This window comes from Borrelia parkeri, assembly GCF_023035815.1.
Classification (GTDB): Bacteria; Spirochaetota; Spirochaetia; order Borreliales; family Borreliaceae; genus Borrelia; species Borrelia parkeri.
In genome coordinates this window covers 825,097-842,011 of record NZ_CP073159.1, presented here as the reverse complement: position 1 = coordinate 842,011, position 16,915 = coordinate 825,097, and the positions used below count along the sequence as shown (strand labels likewise).

The following is a 16,915-nucleotide window of genomic DNA, read 5'->3' as shown; positions in this document are numbered from 1 at the left end:
ATATAATACTTAAGTAAGTATCTAATTAGTCAAAACATTTAAGGGGACAATTTTTGTGAATAAGATCCTAAAAAATTTCTATTGCATAGAAGGAATCGATGGAAGTGGAAAAACAAGTATAATTCAAAAACTACAAAAACTATGTAATAACAAACTGAAGTATTATTTTACAAAAGAACCATCACAAGGAGTCATTGGAGAATTTATAAGACAGCAACTAACTAATTTTAAAAATCCCTTAAGAAAGGTATCACTAGCATACTTGTATGTAGCAGACAGATATGAACATTTATACAACACAAAGAATGGAATAATAGAAATATTAAATAAAGGTAATACAAAAGTAATAACCGACAGATATTTATTCTCATCTATAGCATATCAAGGAGAATTGGGATATAAACTAAACAAAGAATTCCCACTTCCTGAAAAACTTTTCTTCATAAAAACGGATCCCAGTATTGCATACAAACGCATTCAAGAAAACAGAATACAAGCTGATCTCTTCGAGTTTGAAGCAGCAAAATTCAAAGAAATCAACTCTAGATATATAGAAATGCTCAAAATTTTTGACGACCTAATTGATATTGTATACATTGAAAACTCAAATGAAAAAGACTTAGAAACAAATACAAGAAAAATTTTTGATTTAATAAAATTTTAATATAATTAAAACAAAGGAAAGGATACAGACATGTTCCATAAAAAATTTTTTATATTATGTCTAATAATATTTTCAATTCTACTAATAACCAATATAAATGCATCATCAAAATTTTTCTATGCTGAACAATGGTATGTCATTTTCAACGAACAAATGAAAAAAAATCCCAATAGCTATAAAAGAAATATATTTTTTTTACAAAATGCATTAAAATATCCATTTGGAAATCCAAATTATTCTTTATCAAAAGTAGAAACAAGAGAAGAATGGGATAAATATAAGCTTCTCTTTAAAATGCATGTAAATTTACTTCTTGTTAAGCAACATCTGTATTTAGGCGATTTATTTGACACAAGATATACATATTTTTATAAAACCCCAAAAAAGAAGGGAATTCTTGAAAACTTAAATAAGTCTACAAATTTTTATAAAATAGCTGCTGAATACTATACAGAAGCTTTAAAGTACCACAAACAATTGCAAAAATATAAATTTACTAAAATGCAAAGCGATGGAATAACAAACTGGGAAGATGAATATCATAGAATTGAAACTAAAGAACTTAACTACTATGATATAATTGAAAGAGAATTAACACGTATTGAACAAACAAAGAAATTCTTTCAAAAAAGACTAAATTATTATTAATATTTTTCTAAAAAATCCATTGATACTCTTTTGAAACAATTACTTTTTGAATATAATCCTTACTAAGAGAAAATTTATCAATAAGCTCTTTAAGATCTCCCTTACTAAGAATATTACATTCCAATGACAGTGTAATTAAAGCTCTTTCTGCTAAAAAAGGCAATCCTAACAAATTTTCTAAAACTGAAATGTCACATCTTCCTCTAGATTCAATCAAAAGAGAATTTTCAAAATTTGAATTCCTCACATTACTGCTCAAATCCATTATTTCTCTCTCAAGCAATTTTTTATCACCTTGCGTATACAACAATGCAAAAGGTTTAAGAATGGTAAAAAAATACTCCCTACCAACAAGATAATGATGCCTAGAACATCTTGTAGCATAATTTGGATAAATAGCAGACTCAACAATCTCATCACCACCAACAATTAACAAAGGATCAAAATAAGGTGCAGCTATTTCCTCTCCTTTATAAAAATAATATCTGTATGTTAAAAAAGATTCATCCATACAATTAACATGCTCACAATAAGCACCAAGACGACAAATCTTATCTGAATATTCTATTAAGAGTTTAGCAGTATTATTAAATATCTCTTTCCTAAAATTATAAAGTAAAGTAGGAAGTATAAATAATACATTCGAATCTAATGCGATTTTATTTAAAATAAAAACCAAACGTTCATCGTAAAAACAAGTTTCATCAATAATAAAGGTTCCATATTCAGGATTATCGTCTATTAATTGGCCTACATCAAAAGAATTACCTGCAAAATCAACCCCATCAATCCTATCACTTCCACCGCCTCTATAAGGAATAACATTTTTAGGATAATCTTTAAACCTTTTCTTATCAAGAATATTTCTAATAAAAAATATATTGGCTCTGTTTCTACGCCCCTTGGTAATGGGATCTAACACTTTAGAAGATTTATTCTTAATAATAAGAGAATCTTTATAAATCTTAGCAGCATATTCTGTCTTACCACTACCCATAGGACCAATAATAAGCATTAAATTTAAATTAGCTTTAAAATCAAAATGACTAATAGACACAATATCATCTAGTTTGGATTTAGTATCTCCACTAACTAAATTCAAATAAAAGCCCATAAAAATCAACTCCAAACACGTTAAAGATTTTTTACACAAATACAAGAGCATCAAAAGGAATAACAAGTTGCAAAGGAGCTCCTAAATATCCTGAAAACAATCTTTTAACATAAAGCAATAAAACAAACACTCTCTTATCCTTAATATAATTAGAAGCATAAACAAAAATTTCATCATTATCCCTAAAATTAAGTTCATCACCAAGACCATTTGAAAACACCTTAGCAACTCTATATTCCCTTCCAGAAACTAAATTCAAATTTAACCCCAAAAAAGCTCCCATCAAATTCTTAAAAGAATCACCCTCTATAATAGTCTCAATAATATTGTTCGGCCGGTCTTGTGGATACAAATAACTCTCATGCTCTTTATTATCTCTTTTATACTTAATTTTAACCATAGATTTTTTTTGCAAAATATAATATTGAAGATCTCTTAAGCTATCAAATTTCAAAGAATCAACACTAAGAATAGAATCTCCACTCCTTAACCCACCAATATCTGCAGGAGAATTAGGAACTACATATGATATCTCTAAATCTTTCAAACTTTCAGAAAAAGTAAATCCCAACCACTTATTTCTTAAAATACCACCTCCATACATAAATGGTAAAACCTTTAAAACCCATTTTGAAGGTATAACGAAATTAAGACCTTGAGAATGTAAAATTCCAGCAAATGTAAGTCCAATTAACTCGCCACTTTCATTTACCACAGGTCCACCGGAATTTCCCTGATTAATGGCAGCATCAATTTGATAAGAATCGCCAACAGATAATAAATTTCTATTCTGTCCAGAAATTATTCCTGATGTAATAGTTTTCTCAAAACCCATAGGAGAACCCATGGCATAAATTCTATCTCCAATATTAATATTCGAAGAATAATTTAAATTAAATTGATGATCTAATTTAAAAGATACCTTAATTAAAGCAAGATCCATTTCCTTTGAATAAGAAATGACTGTTGCAGGGAGTTTTTCACCTTTGCCTCTTGGAAGTCTTACATAAAGATTGGAAACCCCATTATAATTATTATCAACCTGAGAACTAATTACATGATAATTGGTCAAAGCATATCCTTTAAGACTATCAACAACAAAAGCAGAGCCTAAGGCAATATTTGGCAGCCTATGACCGTTTACAATTTTAGTACCCATATCCACCCAAACTGTTAAAACAGCCGTATCAAGCAAAACATTCCTCAGAGGAGATTTTTCATTAATAACGAAATTTTGCAAAGAATCAAAAGTATTATCCAATGAATAATATTTTGCAAAAAAACTCGCAAGCATCGGGTCCTTGCGTTTCACACTCTCAAGATGTTTTAAAATCAATTGTTCTCTACTCTCAGCAAGCATCATACCAAACAAATTTAAAGTTTCAAGCTTAAAGAGTGCTTTATCATAATTTCCTTCCTTACAAAATTTAATATATTCATTTTGAATCCCGGTTAAAGCTTTATCTCTTAAACCTAGAATACCTTGATCCATTTCAAAACCATTATTTCTTAGATTATAATAACTTGAAAGAGCAATCTCAAAATTATTATCTTCAATATGTTTATTTATGCTTTTAGATGGTATATAATAAATTTGTTTGTCATCTATGTCTTTTATTGTGTTGCATGAAAAAATTAACATAAAAATAATAAAAATTTTTCTATGCATCAATCACTCTCAAAAGCTAATTAATGTTATGATAGACATCAAAACTATCATCTAAAATAACTTTCTTAACTTTCAAAACTCCTTTATCATAAATTTCAATATAATTGAATTTTTCAGACCCATTAATTTTTCTATAAATTGAAACCAAATTCCCATAAGAGTAATTCTTCACTTCAATAATATCAGAATTATTAAAAGTTTTTTTCTCTATTAAATTTTTTTGAATATCTAAAACAGAAACTCGTTTTGGATTTAAACTTAACATACTGGGAAGAAAAATTTCTGGAACATTAGCTATTAAAAATTCATTAATACCTACATAATCAAAGTTGTAATTAAAATAATTATCAAAAATTTCATATCTAAAAGAATCTAAAGCAAAAGTATATACATGTTTTTTATCTGAATAATCAACCTCAATCATATTAACATAAGGATAAACAGAATAATTAACCTTATAACCAAGCAAAGCATTTTCATAACAAACAGGGACTTTATCTTTGAAATAAACTTTATTCAAATACTTTTCACCCAGGTTTAAATCCATAGAATAGTCCATTATTTTTGAAAAAAAACTTACCAAAATTCCATTCTCAAATACTGCGGCATTATTTTTATCATCTACAAAATACATACCGGTCAAATTTTTATAATGACTTAAAAATTCATCTCGTATAATAGGATCTCTTAAGAGATCATAAAACATTTTATATTCACCTATTATTTTTGGGGGGGCTTTTTTAAAAAACATATAAGCTTCATCAGGTGTCAAGAGTCTATACTTAAGCAAATACGTACTCTGAAGACCGTTTAACTTTTCGCTCTTATTTTTTAAAAAAGTAAATAAAGCAACAGAATTAGCTTCATTTAATGTTGTATTTTTAAAAATAAAATCAATATTATCACTACTAAAAAAAGAATCTTCTTTTAATTTAAGTTTACCAAAAAGACTTGGAAAAAATTTATCTTCTTTTAAAAACCATTTAAAAAATCTCAAATCATCACTATACATAGCAAAAGAATCGGTTAACACTTTACTAAAACTTCCCTTAAAATCCCCAAGTTTACTGGAAGCTTCAAGCCTCATGTAAATCAAATCTTTATCACTTTGCAGATCCCCATACAACTTATCATAAATAGTAATAATTTCCCTATTTTTATCAATATCCTCATTTTGACTTAGAATCAATGAAAAATATTGATAATACAAATCTCTAGGCTTTATAAACGTAAAATTATTAATATCTATTGCTGCTCTCAACAAATAAATTTTATCCAACAGAGAAATATCATTTCTCAATGAAAGTTCATAAAGAGAATCTGAGTTTCTTAAATTAAACTCAAGAGAACCATAAAGCATATCAAGCCCCCTTTGAGTACCATCAAAATCTTTAGCCTCAATAAAAAGAATGTCTGATATATCTTTATCTCTATTATTTAAACTAGCATTTAAATCATTCAAGTTTACTAAAAAGAAAAACAGAAACATAATTTTCAAGATAACCATAAGACCCCTTCAAAATTTTATTTACCCATTGACTGTCTCCAGTTTAGACTCTCTTAAAGTTTTTTCATGCTCACTCTCAACAATTTCAAACCCTAAGAGCTCTCTTACTTCATTATCTGTCAAAGTTTCTCTTGCAACTAAAGCTTCTGCAAGTTTAACTAACTGATCTTTATGGTTCATCAAAATATCTGAAGCTTCTTTTAAACATCCTTCAAGAATCCTCTTAACTTCCCTGTCTACTCTATCAGCAGTATGCTCAGAATATGCTCTTGACTTAGAAAATTCTTTTGGAAGAAAAATTGGAGCTTCATCATCCACTAAAAATATTGGGCCTACATCTTCCCCCATACCCCATTCTGTAACCATTTTTTTCGCCAAATTAGTAGCTTGCATCAAATCATTTTGCACACCAGCTGTAGTAAAACCCAAATTAATCTGCTCACTAGCATAACCACCATAACATATCTTAATCTTATCAAGAATTTGATTTTTATTTATTGAAAGCCTATCCTCCTTAGGAAGAGAAAAAGCAACCCCAAGAGCTCTACCTCTAGGAATAATAGTAACCTTATGTAAAGGATCCGCATATTCAAGATAATAATGAAGCAACGCATGTCCTGCTTCATGATAAGCTGTTTCAAGTTTCTGTCTATCAGTAATAGTCATAGACTTTTTAGCAACACCCATTAATATTTTATCTCTAGCTTCTTCCAAATCATGCATAAGAATCTCAGATTGATCATTTCTTGCAGCAATTAAAGCACCCTCATTAATCAAATTTGCAAGATCAGCACCACTAACACCAGGAGTAGCTCTTGCTATTACATGCAAGTCAATTTCTTTTGAAAGTTTAGTCTTTTGAGCATGTATATTCAGTATTGCTTCTCTCTCCTTAATATCAGGAAGCGTCACTGTTACTTGCCTGTCAAACCTCCCAGGTCTAAGCAAAGCAGAATCAAGAACGTCAGGTCTATTTGTTGCTGCCATCACAATTACATTAGTATAAGTCCCAAAACCATCCATCTCGACTAATAACTGATTAAGAGTTTGTTCTCTCTCATCATGACCACCACCAAGGCCAGCTCCACGACTTCTTCCAACAGCATCAAGTTCATCAATAAAAATTATGCAAGGAGCATTTTTTCTTGCATTGTCAAACAAATCTCTAACACGACTTGCTCCAACTCCTACAAACATCTCAACAAAATCAGAACCTGACATATGAAAAAAATTTACACCTGCCTCACCTGCAACTGCTTTGGCAAGTAAGGTCTTTCCTGTTCCAGGAGATCCTACTAAAAGAACACCTTTTGGAATCCTTGCACCTATCTTTTCAAATTTCTTAGGATTTTTAAGAAATTCAACTACTTCCCTAAGTTCCTGCTTAGCTTCTTCTTGCCCAGCAACATCTTTAAAGGTAACTTTATTCTTTCCTGCCTCATACTTTTGAGCATTGCTCTTTCCAAATGAAAAAACCTTGCCTCCACCACCCTGAGTTTGACGAAATATAAAGAAAAAGAAAATAAAAAATAATATCCATGGCAAAGTTTGAAGAATAACACCAATTAAAGATGACTGACTCTTTCCAGAACTTACCTCAACTTTCTTTGCTTTAAGCTCAGAAAGCAGATTGATATCAAAATAAGGAATACTAGTAGAGAAATAAGATTTTCCTAAATTTGAATTTTTGACAATAAATTGAATTTGACTTTTATCAATTATTATAGCTGATTCAATTAAACCACTATCTAAATAAGTTTGAAATGTACTATAAGGCACGTTCTTATAATTTTCTCCGCCACGCATAAAATAAGACATGAATATTGCTAAAACTAAAAAGACTATAACAAGAACCAAAATCCAATTCTTATTTTTCTTTTTGTTATTAGATTTACCATTATTATTCAAATTATTATTGTTAATATTCATTCCTTTAAAAATCCTCCGAACAAAGATATATTAATTTTTTTAAGAATACTCTTATCACTCCACATTAAGTTTAAAGTATTTAAATCAATAATGCCAATTACCTTATCATCTAACACTAACAACATTAAATAAAGTGGATTATATCTTACAAACTTAGAAAAGAACTTCTTTGATTGTAACTTACTTTTAAAAAATCTATGCCTAAACTCATAAGAACAACATCTCAATGTTAGTATAGAATTATCTTCACACTCCAAATATTCTAACAAAATCTTACCTAAAGATAAACTATGATATTCATTAAGTCTTAAGAAAAAATCAAAAGGCTCATGCATTTCTTCAGATTCTCTAAAGATAAGGTTAATCTTATCTTGACGTTTTTCCAAAAAAAAATCATTGGTTTTAAGTAATATTTTACTTTTTTTATTAGCAATATTCACCCTAAAAATCTCACCTAAAGTGCCATATGACAAATTTGACACAATTCCTTCTGAATTTAAAATCTTAAAAATACTCCTAAAAACTAAATACTTTGGTAACCTGAAAAAAGTCATAGCATCAAAAGAATAATAATAATTACCCTTACTAGGGGGAAGATAATCTTCCTTATCAAAATAATCTACAAGCTCACTTGAAAAATTAGATATTCTTTTCAAACTCCTTTCATATCCCTTAAAAATTTTCCCAATAACTGGCATAAGATTATTTCTAATTCTATTTCTTAAATACGAATCTTCATGGTTAGTACTATCAACAGAATAAACAATATTATTCAAAGAAAGAAATTTTTCAATATCCTCTCTTGATACCTCAATTAAAGGTCTAATAATATTGCCATTGATAACTGGAATACCAGACAATCCATCCAAAAACGAACCTTGAAAAAATCTCATCACCAAAGTTTCAAATTGATCATTTTGATTATGAGCAAGAGCAATATAACTTGCTCCATTTTCCCTAAAAGATTCTAACAAAGCATCATAGCGATATTTTCTAGCCAACTCCTCAACTGACATACCAAGCTGCCCAGACTTTCTCTTTATATCAACACTACACCTCTTTATTTGAAAAGTAATGCTATGAAAATTACAAAACTTTTTTATATGTTCTATTTCCAGATTTTGCTCGAAATCTGGTCTTATATAATGCGCAAAATAAAGTGCAACAATATTATTATTTAAATATTCCTTTAAACTCAATAACAAGGTAGTAGAATCTGCTCCCCCAGAAAAAGCAACAATTACTTTTTCTTTGGTTAAAGAATTTTTAAAGTAAAAACTTTCTATTTTTGTTAAAATATTATTCCAAAACATCAAAAACTACTAGAATTAATAGTCGCAATTTTATTCTCAAAATTACACTTATCAATACTTAATATCTCTTCACTTAAAAAATTAAATACATTTTTAATACGCTTAAGCTCACTATCGCTAAACTTTGCAAGAACAAAATCTCTAAGACTAGATTCATTATTATTTCCAACTCCAATATAAAGTCTACTATATTTAGTACTTCCAAGGCTCCCAGAAATAGAACGAAGTCCATTATGCGTAGAAGGACCCCCTACCTTTCTAAGTTTACACTTTCCCAAAGGTAAATCAACATTATCAACTACAATCAACAGATTAGTTATTTTCATATCAAATCTAGCAAAAACAGAAGGAAAAATATTACCACTCAAATTCATATAAGTTAAAGGTTTAATTAACACTATCCGTTTATTCTCAAAATTAAAATCAGAGTATTCATAATTTTTTATCTTTTGCAAAGAGAGACTATGCTTTACAACCAATTTATCTATAAGCCCAAAACCAACATTATGTCTAGTATGAAAAAAATTAGACCCGGGATTACCCAGGCCAACTATTAACAAATCCATATTTTTTTATTTTACAAGCAAAATAGACAAATTTTCATCCTCTTCAGCAAGTTTAACATTCTCAGGAAGTACAATATCCTTAAAAGTTATTTGATGTCCCTTCTTAACAGGGGTCAAGTCTACTTCAACAAATTCTGGCAAATCTAAAGGTAAAGCCTTAACTTTGATTTTAGTCCGAAGCACACTTAAAGTACCACCTTCCTTAACACCAATAGAAGCCCCTACAAATTTAATTGTAATATCTCTTTCAACATCTCTATTTTTATCAACCTCATAAAAATCAACATGATAAATAAGTCCCTTGGTAATATTTTCGCTCACATCCTTAATAAAAACACATCTCTCGACGTTTCCGTCACTTAAAATTAAAACAGTATTATCTGTAAATTTTGCAAATCTCTTATTAAATTCATTACTTGCAATTTTGATATGCAGGACATCACTTTCTTTTCCATACACAACAGCTGGTATCTCAGATTTAGCGCGTATTCTACGAGCACACAAAGAACCAAAATCTAATCGACTTTCATATTTTAAAATCCTACTACTATCCACAATGAAACTCCTAACCTAATATAAAATACTGGGACGGAAGGATTCGAACCCTCGAATGCCTGGACCAAAACCAGGTGACTTACCACTTGTCCACGTCCCAAATACTTAATTATCCATAAGTCAAAAGGATACAAAATACAATACACTTTGTCAATAATATTTATTAGCCTAATTCAAGTTCAAGACTTGAAGGATTTTCCTTCACATATTCTTTAAAAATAGCACTTTGCAAAATCTCTCTAAAATTTTGATTAATAGGATGTACAATGTCTTTATACTCTCCGACCTTAGTTCTTCTATTAGGCATAACAATAAAAACACCTTTTTGCCCCCTAATAACCCTGATATTATGCAAAACTAAACAATCATCAAAAGTAACTGTCACATATGCCAATAGCTTCGAACCGGGATTTTTATTATCAACTCTCCTAATTCTTACGTCTGTAATATTCACTCCTAGGCCTCCCTAAAATACATGTTTTAAATCTAGAATATTTTTAATTTTTTGTAAATAATTCTTGCGATATTTTTATTTTTTTTAATTAAATAACTCTCAAGGATAAATAATTTTTCCCTGATCCCATATCTTTTCAAGCTCATAATATTCTCTGGCCTTTTCACTCATTAAATGTACAACTAAACCTTCACATGAAATAATTGTCCAATCATGAACAAAACCTTTACCCTGAATACAATAATTAAAATCCCTTTCCTTAAAAAAAGTTATTAATCTTTCGGTATACAAAGCTTCCATTTGTTTAAATGATGAACATGAAACAATAATAAAAAAATCAGCCCAATTACAAATAGAACTAACATTAATACCTAAAACATCAATTCCGACAAAATCAGATATAATCTTACACAATTTCTTAACATCATCTATTTTTAACATATCTTCCATCAAAATCATCTCCCAAAATGATTATTACATCAGGACTCATATCAGGCACATCAAGTCCTAAAGTATCTACATGAAACTCAGAAATTGGTTTAATATTCCTTGCTCCAATTACATCCCCAACCTTAATGGCAATCTCTAAATTATCTGAATTATTTATTATTAAAGTATGAGAATAATTATGCCTATCTGCATTACCAAACCTTACAACCTTAAATTTTAAAGATTTAAAAATATCTGCCGCATTCCTTGCAAGTCCAGCAGTCTTAGTGCCATTTAAAACAATAACTTTAATTACCTCTTCACTTCTAGTTTCACCCATTAAATCTCTATTTAAATTTTCTATCGATTCCTTAAGAACCGCTCCCCCATAATAAGGAAAAACAACTTTTATTAAATTATCATCATTATCCTTAAATGTTTCCTCTTGCCCTTTAATATTGATAAAAATACATTTCTCATTATTTATTTTATAATTAGCAAGAATATATTTAAATACAGTTTCAGAAAGATCCGTATCTAACATGAAATACATTTTAGAAAAATAATCATACTCTTCTTTAAAATCAGAAAATTGTGTCAAGATTTTCTTGAAAAATTCCTTAAAAAACTCAAATCTTTCATCGTAAGAAGCAATATCTCTGAAATAACTTAAATAATCATAAGATTTATCTCCATCAAAAACAGAATTACCAGAGGGTATTAAGATAGGACGTACTAAACTATATATTTTAACAGGATTTTTAACAAGAAGACGAACCCCACCAATATAGTCAACAAATTTCACAAAATTACTCTTTTTAAAACAAATATAATAATCAGGTTCATGATTCAACTGTCTAGATACTTTAGACAAAAATTCATTAAAGCTATTCTTTTTATATAAATCTTCAAACCAAGACACATTCCCCTTTAAGTCTTCATAACCTGTATAAACAGGAATATCTAAAAATCCAACATTTCCTGTTTTTATATTAATAAAAATCTCTTGCATACTTAAAAGATTGTCATTATCATCTTCTATAAGAAATAAAAAACTAATATTACTCTTAGTATTCAATTCAAAATATATTTGCTCTCTTTTAGAACTATCAACAAAAAAAATCACAATACCAAGAACTATTAAAATAATTAAAACTAAAAAAAATAATTCTTTTCTCAATTATTTACCTTTAACATATAAATTATTACTCTTAATATATCGCAAAACATCAAAGGGAAGCAAATAATCGACGGGTAATCCTTGCTCAATTCTACTTCTAATCTCTGAAGAAGAAATAGAAAATATTCTATTATCAATATAGATATGTTTAAACCGACTAACTAATCTTTCACTGTAAATCCTATGAACCACCACAAGATTAACAGATTCGATTATTTTTTCTGGATTTTTCCATGAATCAAAACTCTCAAAAAGATCATCTCCAATTACCAAATAAATATCATCATGAACATATTTATTCCTAATACAAGCAATAGTATCAACAGTATAAGTTATTCCGCCATGTATAATATCGCATTCATCGATAAACATATTATTTTCATGTTGTACGGCCAACTTAAGCATCGCAATTCTATCTTTAACACTAATATTTTCAACACTCTTATGAACAGGTTTATGAGTAGGAATGAATAATATTTTATCAACATTTAAAAAATGCTCTATCTCCTTTGCTAAAAACATATGACCAACATGAACAGGATTATAAGTACCACCCAATATTGCTATTCGCATAAATCTCCCATGTTATACATTTAATTTACTACATTAATTAAAGTCTGAACAATATTAATTTTGAACTTCTAAAAAATAATGACTTTAAATCCTCGATAAAGCAAAAAGTTCACTAACAAGCTCATCTATTCCCCTATTATCATAAATAGAAATTCCTAAAACTTTTTCGCCATCCAAAGCTCTTTTTAACTGATTAAAATTTTCAATAGCACCTTCTAAATCAAGTTTATTAGCAACAATTATTCGCTTCTTACTTGAAAGGCCAACATCATAAACACTAAGCTCATTAACAAGAATGTTATAAGTACTCATAAAGTCATTACTAGCAACATCAATCAAAAAGACCAAAATTTTGGTCTTTGAAATATGTCTTAAAAATTCAAAACCAAGACCCATTCCTCGACTTGCACCCTCAATTATCCCAGGCACATCAGCAATTACCAAATCATCATAAAAGGACTTCAAAACACCAAGATGCGGAACTTTAGTAGTAAAAGGATAATTTCCAACCTTTGACCTTGAAGCAGTTATCGTAGAAATAAGAGAAGATTTACCTGCATTAGGAAGCCCAACAAGTCCAATATCAGCTATCAATACTAATTCAAGACGTAAGTCCAAAGTAGCACCAGATTCTCCAGGTTGAGCAAACCTTGGCGTCCGTTTTGTAGAACTTTTAAAATTTACATTTCCAAGGCCACCTCTTCCACCCTTTAAAGCAATAACTTCATCATCAAAGTTCTGAAGCTCAAACAACATAGAATCAGTAAAAGCATCATAAACACGGGTATTGGGGGGAACAAAAATAACTAAATCTTCACCAGAAGCCCCACTTTTCCTAGAACCCATCCCAGGCTTACCATTATTAGCAGCAAGCCTTTGACCATTTTTATAAAGAGATAAGGTTTTAAGATCTGCCTTAACCTTAAAGATTACATTTCCACCCCGACCTCCATCACCACCATCAGGACCTCCTTTAGCTTTAAATCTTTCACGCAAAAAAGAAACACATCCTGCACCCCCATTACCTGAAGACACAGTTATGTTTAAAGAATCCTTAAATGTATGCAAATCAACCTCAACTATAACAATATTAAATAATATTTATATATTTTCGGCCCTTAGAAGTTTTAAACTCTACTATACCATCCTTTAATGCAAATATTGTATGATCTCTGCCAAGTCCAGAATTTTTACCTTTATGAAATTTTGTACCTCTTTGACGTACAATTATTTCTCCAGATCTCACAAATTGCCCACCACTTCTCTTAACACCAAGCCTCTTAGATATAGAATCTCTTCCATTCTTAGAACTACCACCACTTTTACTTGTTGCCACTAGTTTCCTCCAAAATCAATTTAATATCACAAGGATATTCAAAACACAAATCCTTTATACCTTGTATTAAAAATTTACTATAATAAAAAAGATTCTGTCTATCCAAATCTTCAAAAAAAGCCTCAAATTTCAAGCAACCTCTTAAAGAATTGTCCACAGTAAAATCTTCTTTCTCACAATCAAGAACACTTAAAAAAGTCCTTAAAATAAAAGAAAAGGAAGAACAAACTATATTAACATAATTATTCCCTCTAGCATGTCCATTAGCTAAAATATAAATAATTATATCATTACGAGTCTTTATTAAAACATTAATCACTAACTAACAACTATATCATCAACCAAAACATAAGAATAGGATTGACGGTGGCCGACCTTTCTCTCACTTGACTTTCTTCTTCTATATCTGTAAGAGATAACTTTTTTATCTTTTTTATCTTCTATATAAGTACATTTTACACAAGAACCTAAAACATAAGGTTTTCCTATCTTTACATCTCCATCCTTGTTTACAAGCATTACACTGCTAAATTCTATTTTATCCCCTTCACTAGCCCCAATTTTATCTATCTTTAACATCTCTCCCATAACAGCCTTGTACTGCTTACCCTTTATTTCCAACAACGCATACATCACAATCACCTCTCAATGTTCAGCTAAGTATTATAAATTTAATGAAATTTAAAGTCAATTATTTAAGCTTAATTAACTTATTTAACTCATTCAATTAATAACACAAATTATTTATTAAATAACTATCAAAAATACTTAACAAGAGAATTTAAACTATATTCCCGTAAAGCATCTCTACCATGAATACTTACAAGTTCAATAAAGCAAAAGATATCAGATACCACTCCACCCGCCTTTTTAAGCAACATAGCGGCTGCTTTCAAAGTGCCTCCGGTAGCTAAAACATCATCAACTAACAAAATATTTGAATGTTGTTTAACATCATCTTTATGTATTTCAATGCTGCTAAATCCATATTCAAGATTATATTCCTCTCTTAAGACTTGCCTTGGAAGTTTACCTTCTTTTCGAATTAATAAAAGAGGTAATCCCATTTTTAAAGCCAAAGGCGCACCAATAAGATAACCTCTTGATTCAATAGCAGCAATGTAATCGATGTTTCTTGATAAATAAAAAGCATGAACATCTTCAATTAAAGATTTATATGCTTCTGCTTTGAGTAAAACATTAGTAATATCATAAAAAAGTATACCTTCCTTTGGAAAGTTAGGTACTTTTATAATAAACTTATCATAATATTCCGTTTTATCTTTCATTAAAATTTCCCACAAAAAATTAAATATTTATTTTTTATTCTTCCGATATAGGGGGTTTTGGCACTATACCTTCTACATCTAATTTTGGAATCTCATCTTCACTAGCTCTTGTCCAAATCTTACTTCTACCAAAAATCCATACCTTACCTTTGGTAATAAGATTACCCGTTTTTGGATCTACCCTCATTTCAGAACTATAAATTTTACCATTCTTAGGATCAATAATTTTACCCTTATCCCACTTGCCAGAAGACTTAATATATTTAAGCCCCCACATAAAATCAAGACCTTCGGTACTTAAATGTTCAAAACCTACAACCCTATAACCAGAAGGATCATTAATATCATGCACCTTCCCATCCTTTATTACATTTAAAATTCTACCATAGACTTTATCATTATACTTATAAACATAAATTACAGAATTTTTAACATTCGTAGTACCATCATATCCAACCCAATATCCTAAAACTTCACTACCGTCTTTTTTATTGTCTGTTTTTTCAGACTCTGCAAATGCAAAAAACGAAAAATAAAATAAAAGAATAATTCTCAATACATTCCTATCCATATAAACTCCTAAAATTAATATCTGAGCCAACAATTTAAATAGATCATGACAAAGAAAAATTATACATTTATTTCATACTTTTTGCAAAAGGAATAATTTACTTACATAATTTAAATTACTCAATACAAATTGATAGTTTAAATAGTTTAATATTAGAAAATCTAAATATACAAAACAATAAAGAGATCAAAATTGATATATACTAATTTTAGTGATAATATATAGTATATATCAATGATAAATAAGATAAATAATGGGGTTTTAATGTGGTAAGAGGTATTTATACTGCTGCCAGCGGAATGATGGCACAAAGACACAGGTTAGATGTTATTGCGAATAATTTAGCAAATATTGATCTTACGGGATACAAAAAAGATTTATCTGTCCAAAAAGCATTCCCCGAAATGTTAATTAGGCGAATCAATGATGATGGTCTTTACAAATTTCCCAAAGGATACCTGGAGACAGCACCCGTTATTGGCAAGCTTGGTACAGGAGTTGAAGAAAATGAAATCTATACTTCTTTTGAACAAGGACCACTAAAAATCACTGGAAATCCTCTTGACTTAGCATTAACTGATGAGGGCTTTTTTGTTGTTCAAACACCAGAAGGAGAGAGATATACAAGAAATGGTTCTTTCATACTCGGACCAGAAGGCATACTTGTTACAAAAGATGGATATCCTGTAATTGGAGAGAAGGGATACATATATCTAAAAGATAATAACTTTAAAATAACAGCTAAAGGACAAATATTTCATAACTCAACATTTGAAAGAAATCCCAAAAAGCTTGTAAGTGAATATGAAAATTCATGGGAAAACTATGAACTCCTTGACAACTTAAAGATTGTAAATTTTGAAAAAACAAGATTTCTACAAAAACAAGGAAGTTCACTATGGAACAGTACAGAAATATCTGGACAAGCTAAAAATATCAAAATAAATTCAAGGCCCAAAATTGAAACTGGTACTTTAGAAGGCTCAAATGTAAACGCCATTAATGAAATGGTATCAATGATTACAGTTAACAGGGCCTATGAAGCAAATCAAAAAACAATACAAACCGAGGACTCACTTCTTGGTAAATTAATTAACGAAATTGGAAAATTTTAAGGG

The 16,915-nt window shown here is 29.4% G+C and carries 20 protein-coding genes and 1 tRNA gene; 3 read left to right on the top strand and 18 right to left on the bottom strand.

Going from position 1 to position 16,915, the window contains the following annotated elements; translation table 11 throughout:
• Positions 1-55 precede the first annotated feature (55 nt).
• Together tmk and bpSLO_RS04045 are read left to right on the top strand one after the other, a co-directional pair.
• On the top strand, positions 56-664 hold the full coding sequence (tmk, locus tag bpSLO_RS04050; RefSeq protein WP_025375772.1) for a dTMP kinase: 609 nt from the start codon (positions 56-58) through the stop codon (positions 662-664).
• A gap of 30 nt (positions 665-694) precedes the next feature.
• Positions 695-1,312, top strand: coding sequence for a hypothetical protein (locus bpSLO_RS04045; RefSeq protein ID WP_025375771.1), 618 nt, complete (start codon positions 695-697; stop codon positions 1,310-1,312).
• A gap of 7 nt (positions 1,313-1,319) precedes the next feature.
• Here the strand turns inward: bpSLO_RS04045 and bpSLO_RS04040 are convergent, their stop codons facing one another.
• The 18 genes from bpSLO_RS04040 to bpSLO_RS03955 all read right to left on the bottom strand — a co-directional run bounded on the left by bpSLO_RS04040 (position 1,320) and on the right by bpSLO_RS03955 (position 15,797).
• Entirely contained in the window at positions 1,320-2,426 is a 1,107-nt protein-coding gene (locus bpSLO_RS04040; RefSeq protein ID WP_025375770.1) for a thymidine kinase, read from the bottom strand.
• A gap of 31 nt (positions 2,427-2,457) precedes the next feature.
• Entirely contained in the window at positions 2,458-4,095 is a 1,638-nt protein-coding gene (locus bpSLO_RS04035; protein ID WP_241763476.1) for a S1C family serine protease, read from the bottom strand.
• Between the two features lie 16 nt (positions 4,096-4,111).
• Entirely contained in the window at positions 4,112-5,602 is a 1,491-nt protein-coding gene (locus bpSLO_RS04030) for a hypothetical protein (RefSeq protein WP_025407290.1), read from the bottom strand.
• Positions 5,603-5,623: 21 nt separating this feature from the next.
• A complete protein-coding gene (ftsH, locus tag bpSLO_RS04025) occupies positions 5,624-7,531 on the bottom strand; it encodes an ATP-dependent zinc metalloprotease FtsH (RefSeq protein ID WP_025375767.1) in 1,908 nt (635 codons plus the stop codon).
• Entirely contained in the window at positions 7,528-8,844 is a 1,317-nt protein-coding gene (gene tilS, locus bpSLO_RS04020) for a tRNA lysidine(34) synthetase TilS (protein WP_038447825.1), read from the bottom strand. The genes ftsH and tilS overlap by 4 nt, the downstream gene beginning before the upstream one ends.
• On the bottom strand, positions 8,844-9,410 hold the full coding sequence (gene pth, locus bpSLO_RS04015; protein WP_025375765.1) for an aminoacyl-tRNA hydrolase: 567 nt from the start codon (positions 9,408-9,410) through the stop codon (positions 8,844-8,846). Before pth ends, tilS begins: the two co-directional genes overlap by 1 nt.
• Before the next feature lie 6 nt (positions 9,411-9,416).
• A complete protein-coding gene (locus bpSLO_RS04010) occupies positions 9,417-9,965 on the bottom strand; it encodes a 50S ribosomal protein L25/general stress protein Ctc (RefSeq protein ID WP_025375764.1) in 549 nt (182 codons plus the stop codon).
• Between the two features lie 28 nt (positions 9,966-9,993).
• Positions 9,994-10,065: transfer RNA gene (locus tag bpSLO_RS04005), tRNA-Gln, on the bottom strand.
• A gap of 63 nt (positions 10,066-10,128) precedes the next feature.
• A complete protein-coding gene (spoVG, locus tag bpSLO_RS04000; protein ID WP_011772717.1) occupies positions 10,129-10,419 on the bottom strand; it encodes a septation regulator SpoVG in 291 nt (96 codons plus the stop codon).
• Positions 10,420-10,518: 99 nt separating this feature from the next.
• Positions 10,519-10,869, bottom strand: a complete 351-nt coding sequence (gene rsfS / locus bpSLO_RS03995; protein WP_025375763.1) for a ribosome silencing factor — start codon at positions 10,867-10,869, stop codon at positions 10,519-10,521.
• Positions 10,844-12,028: an LCP family protein gene (locus tag bpSLO_RS03990; protein ID WP_025375762.1), complete on the bottom strand. Its 1,185-nt coding sequence runs from the start codon at positions 12,026-12,028 to the stop codon at positions 10,844-10,846. The genes rsfS and bpSLO_RS03990 overlap by 26 nt, the downstream gene beginning before the upstream one ends.
• Positions 12,029-12,601: a nicotinate (nicotinamide) nucleotide adenylyltransferase gene (gene nadD, locus bpSLO_RS03985; RefSeq protein WP_025407292.1), complete on the bottom strand. Its 573-nt coding sequence runs from the start codon at positions 12,599-12,601 to the stop codon at positions 12,029-12,031.
• An 84-nt stretch (positions 12,602-12,685) separates the two neighbouring features.
• Positions 12,686-13,669 carry a GTPase ObgE gene (obgE, locus tag bpSLO_RS03980; protein WP_025375760.1) on the bottom strand — a complete coding sequence of 328 codons (984 nt, stop codon included), beginning with the start codon at positions 13,667-13,669 and terminating at the stop codon, positions 12,686-12,688.
• Between the two features lie 22 nt (positions 13,670-13,691).
• Positions 13,692-13,937 (bottom strand): 50S ribosomal protein L27, encoded by a 246-nt coding sequence (gene rpmA, locus bpSLO_RS03975; RefSeq protein ID WP_025375759.1) that lies wholly within the window; start codon positions 13,935-13,937, stop codon positions 13,692-13,694.
• Positions 13,924-14,256 (bottom strand): ribosomal-processing cysteine protease Prp, encoded by a 333-nt coding sequence (locus tag bpSLO_RS03970; RefSeq protein ID WP_025375758.1) that lies wholly within the window; start codon positions 14,254-14,256, stop codon positions 13,924-13,926. The genes rpmA and bpSLO_RS03970 overlap by 14 nt, the downstream gene beginning before the upstream one ends.
• A complete protein-coding gene (gene rplU, locus bpSLO_RS03965) occupies positions 14,256-14,570 on the bottom strand; it encodes a 50S ribosomal protein L21 (protein ID WP_025375757.1) in 315 nt (104 codons plus the stop codon). The genes bpSLO_RS03970 and rplU overlap by 1 nt, the downstream gene beginning before the upstream one ends.
• Positions 14,571-14,695: 125 nt before the next feature.
• A complete protein-coding gene (locus bpSLO_RS03960; RefSeq protein ID WP_025375756.1) occupies positions 14,696-15,226 on the bottom strand; it encodes an adenine phosphoribosyltransferase in 531 nt (176 codons plus the stop codon).
• 34 nt (positions 15,227-15,260) lie between these two features.
• Positions 15,261-15,797, bottom strand: coding sequence for a DUF2147 domain-containing protein (locus bpSLO_RS03955; RefSeq protein WP_025407293.1), 537 nt, complete (start codon positions 15,795-15,797; stop codon positions 15,261-15,263).
• Positions 15,798-16,063: 266 nt separating this feature from the next.
• Here bpSLO_RS03955 and flgF point away from each other — a divergent pair, with 266 nt between their 5' ends.
• Positions 16,064-16,912 (top strand): flagellar basal-body rod protein FlgF, encoded by an 849-nt coding sequence (gene flgF / locus bpSLO_RS03950; RefSeq protein ID WP_025375754.1) that lies wholly within the window; start codon positions 16,064-16,066, stop codon positions 16,910-16,912.
• Positions 16,913-16,915 lie beyond the last annotated feature (3 nt).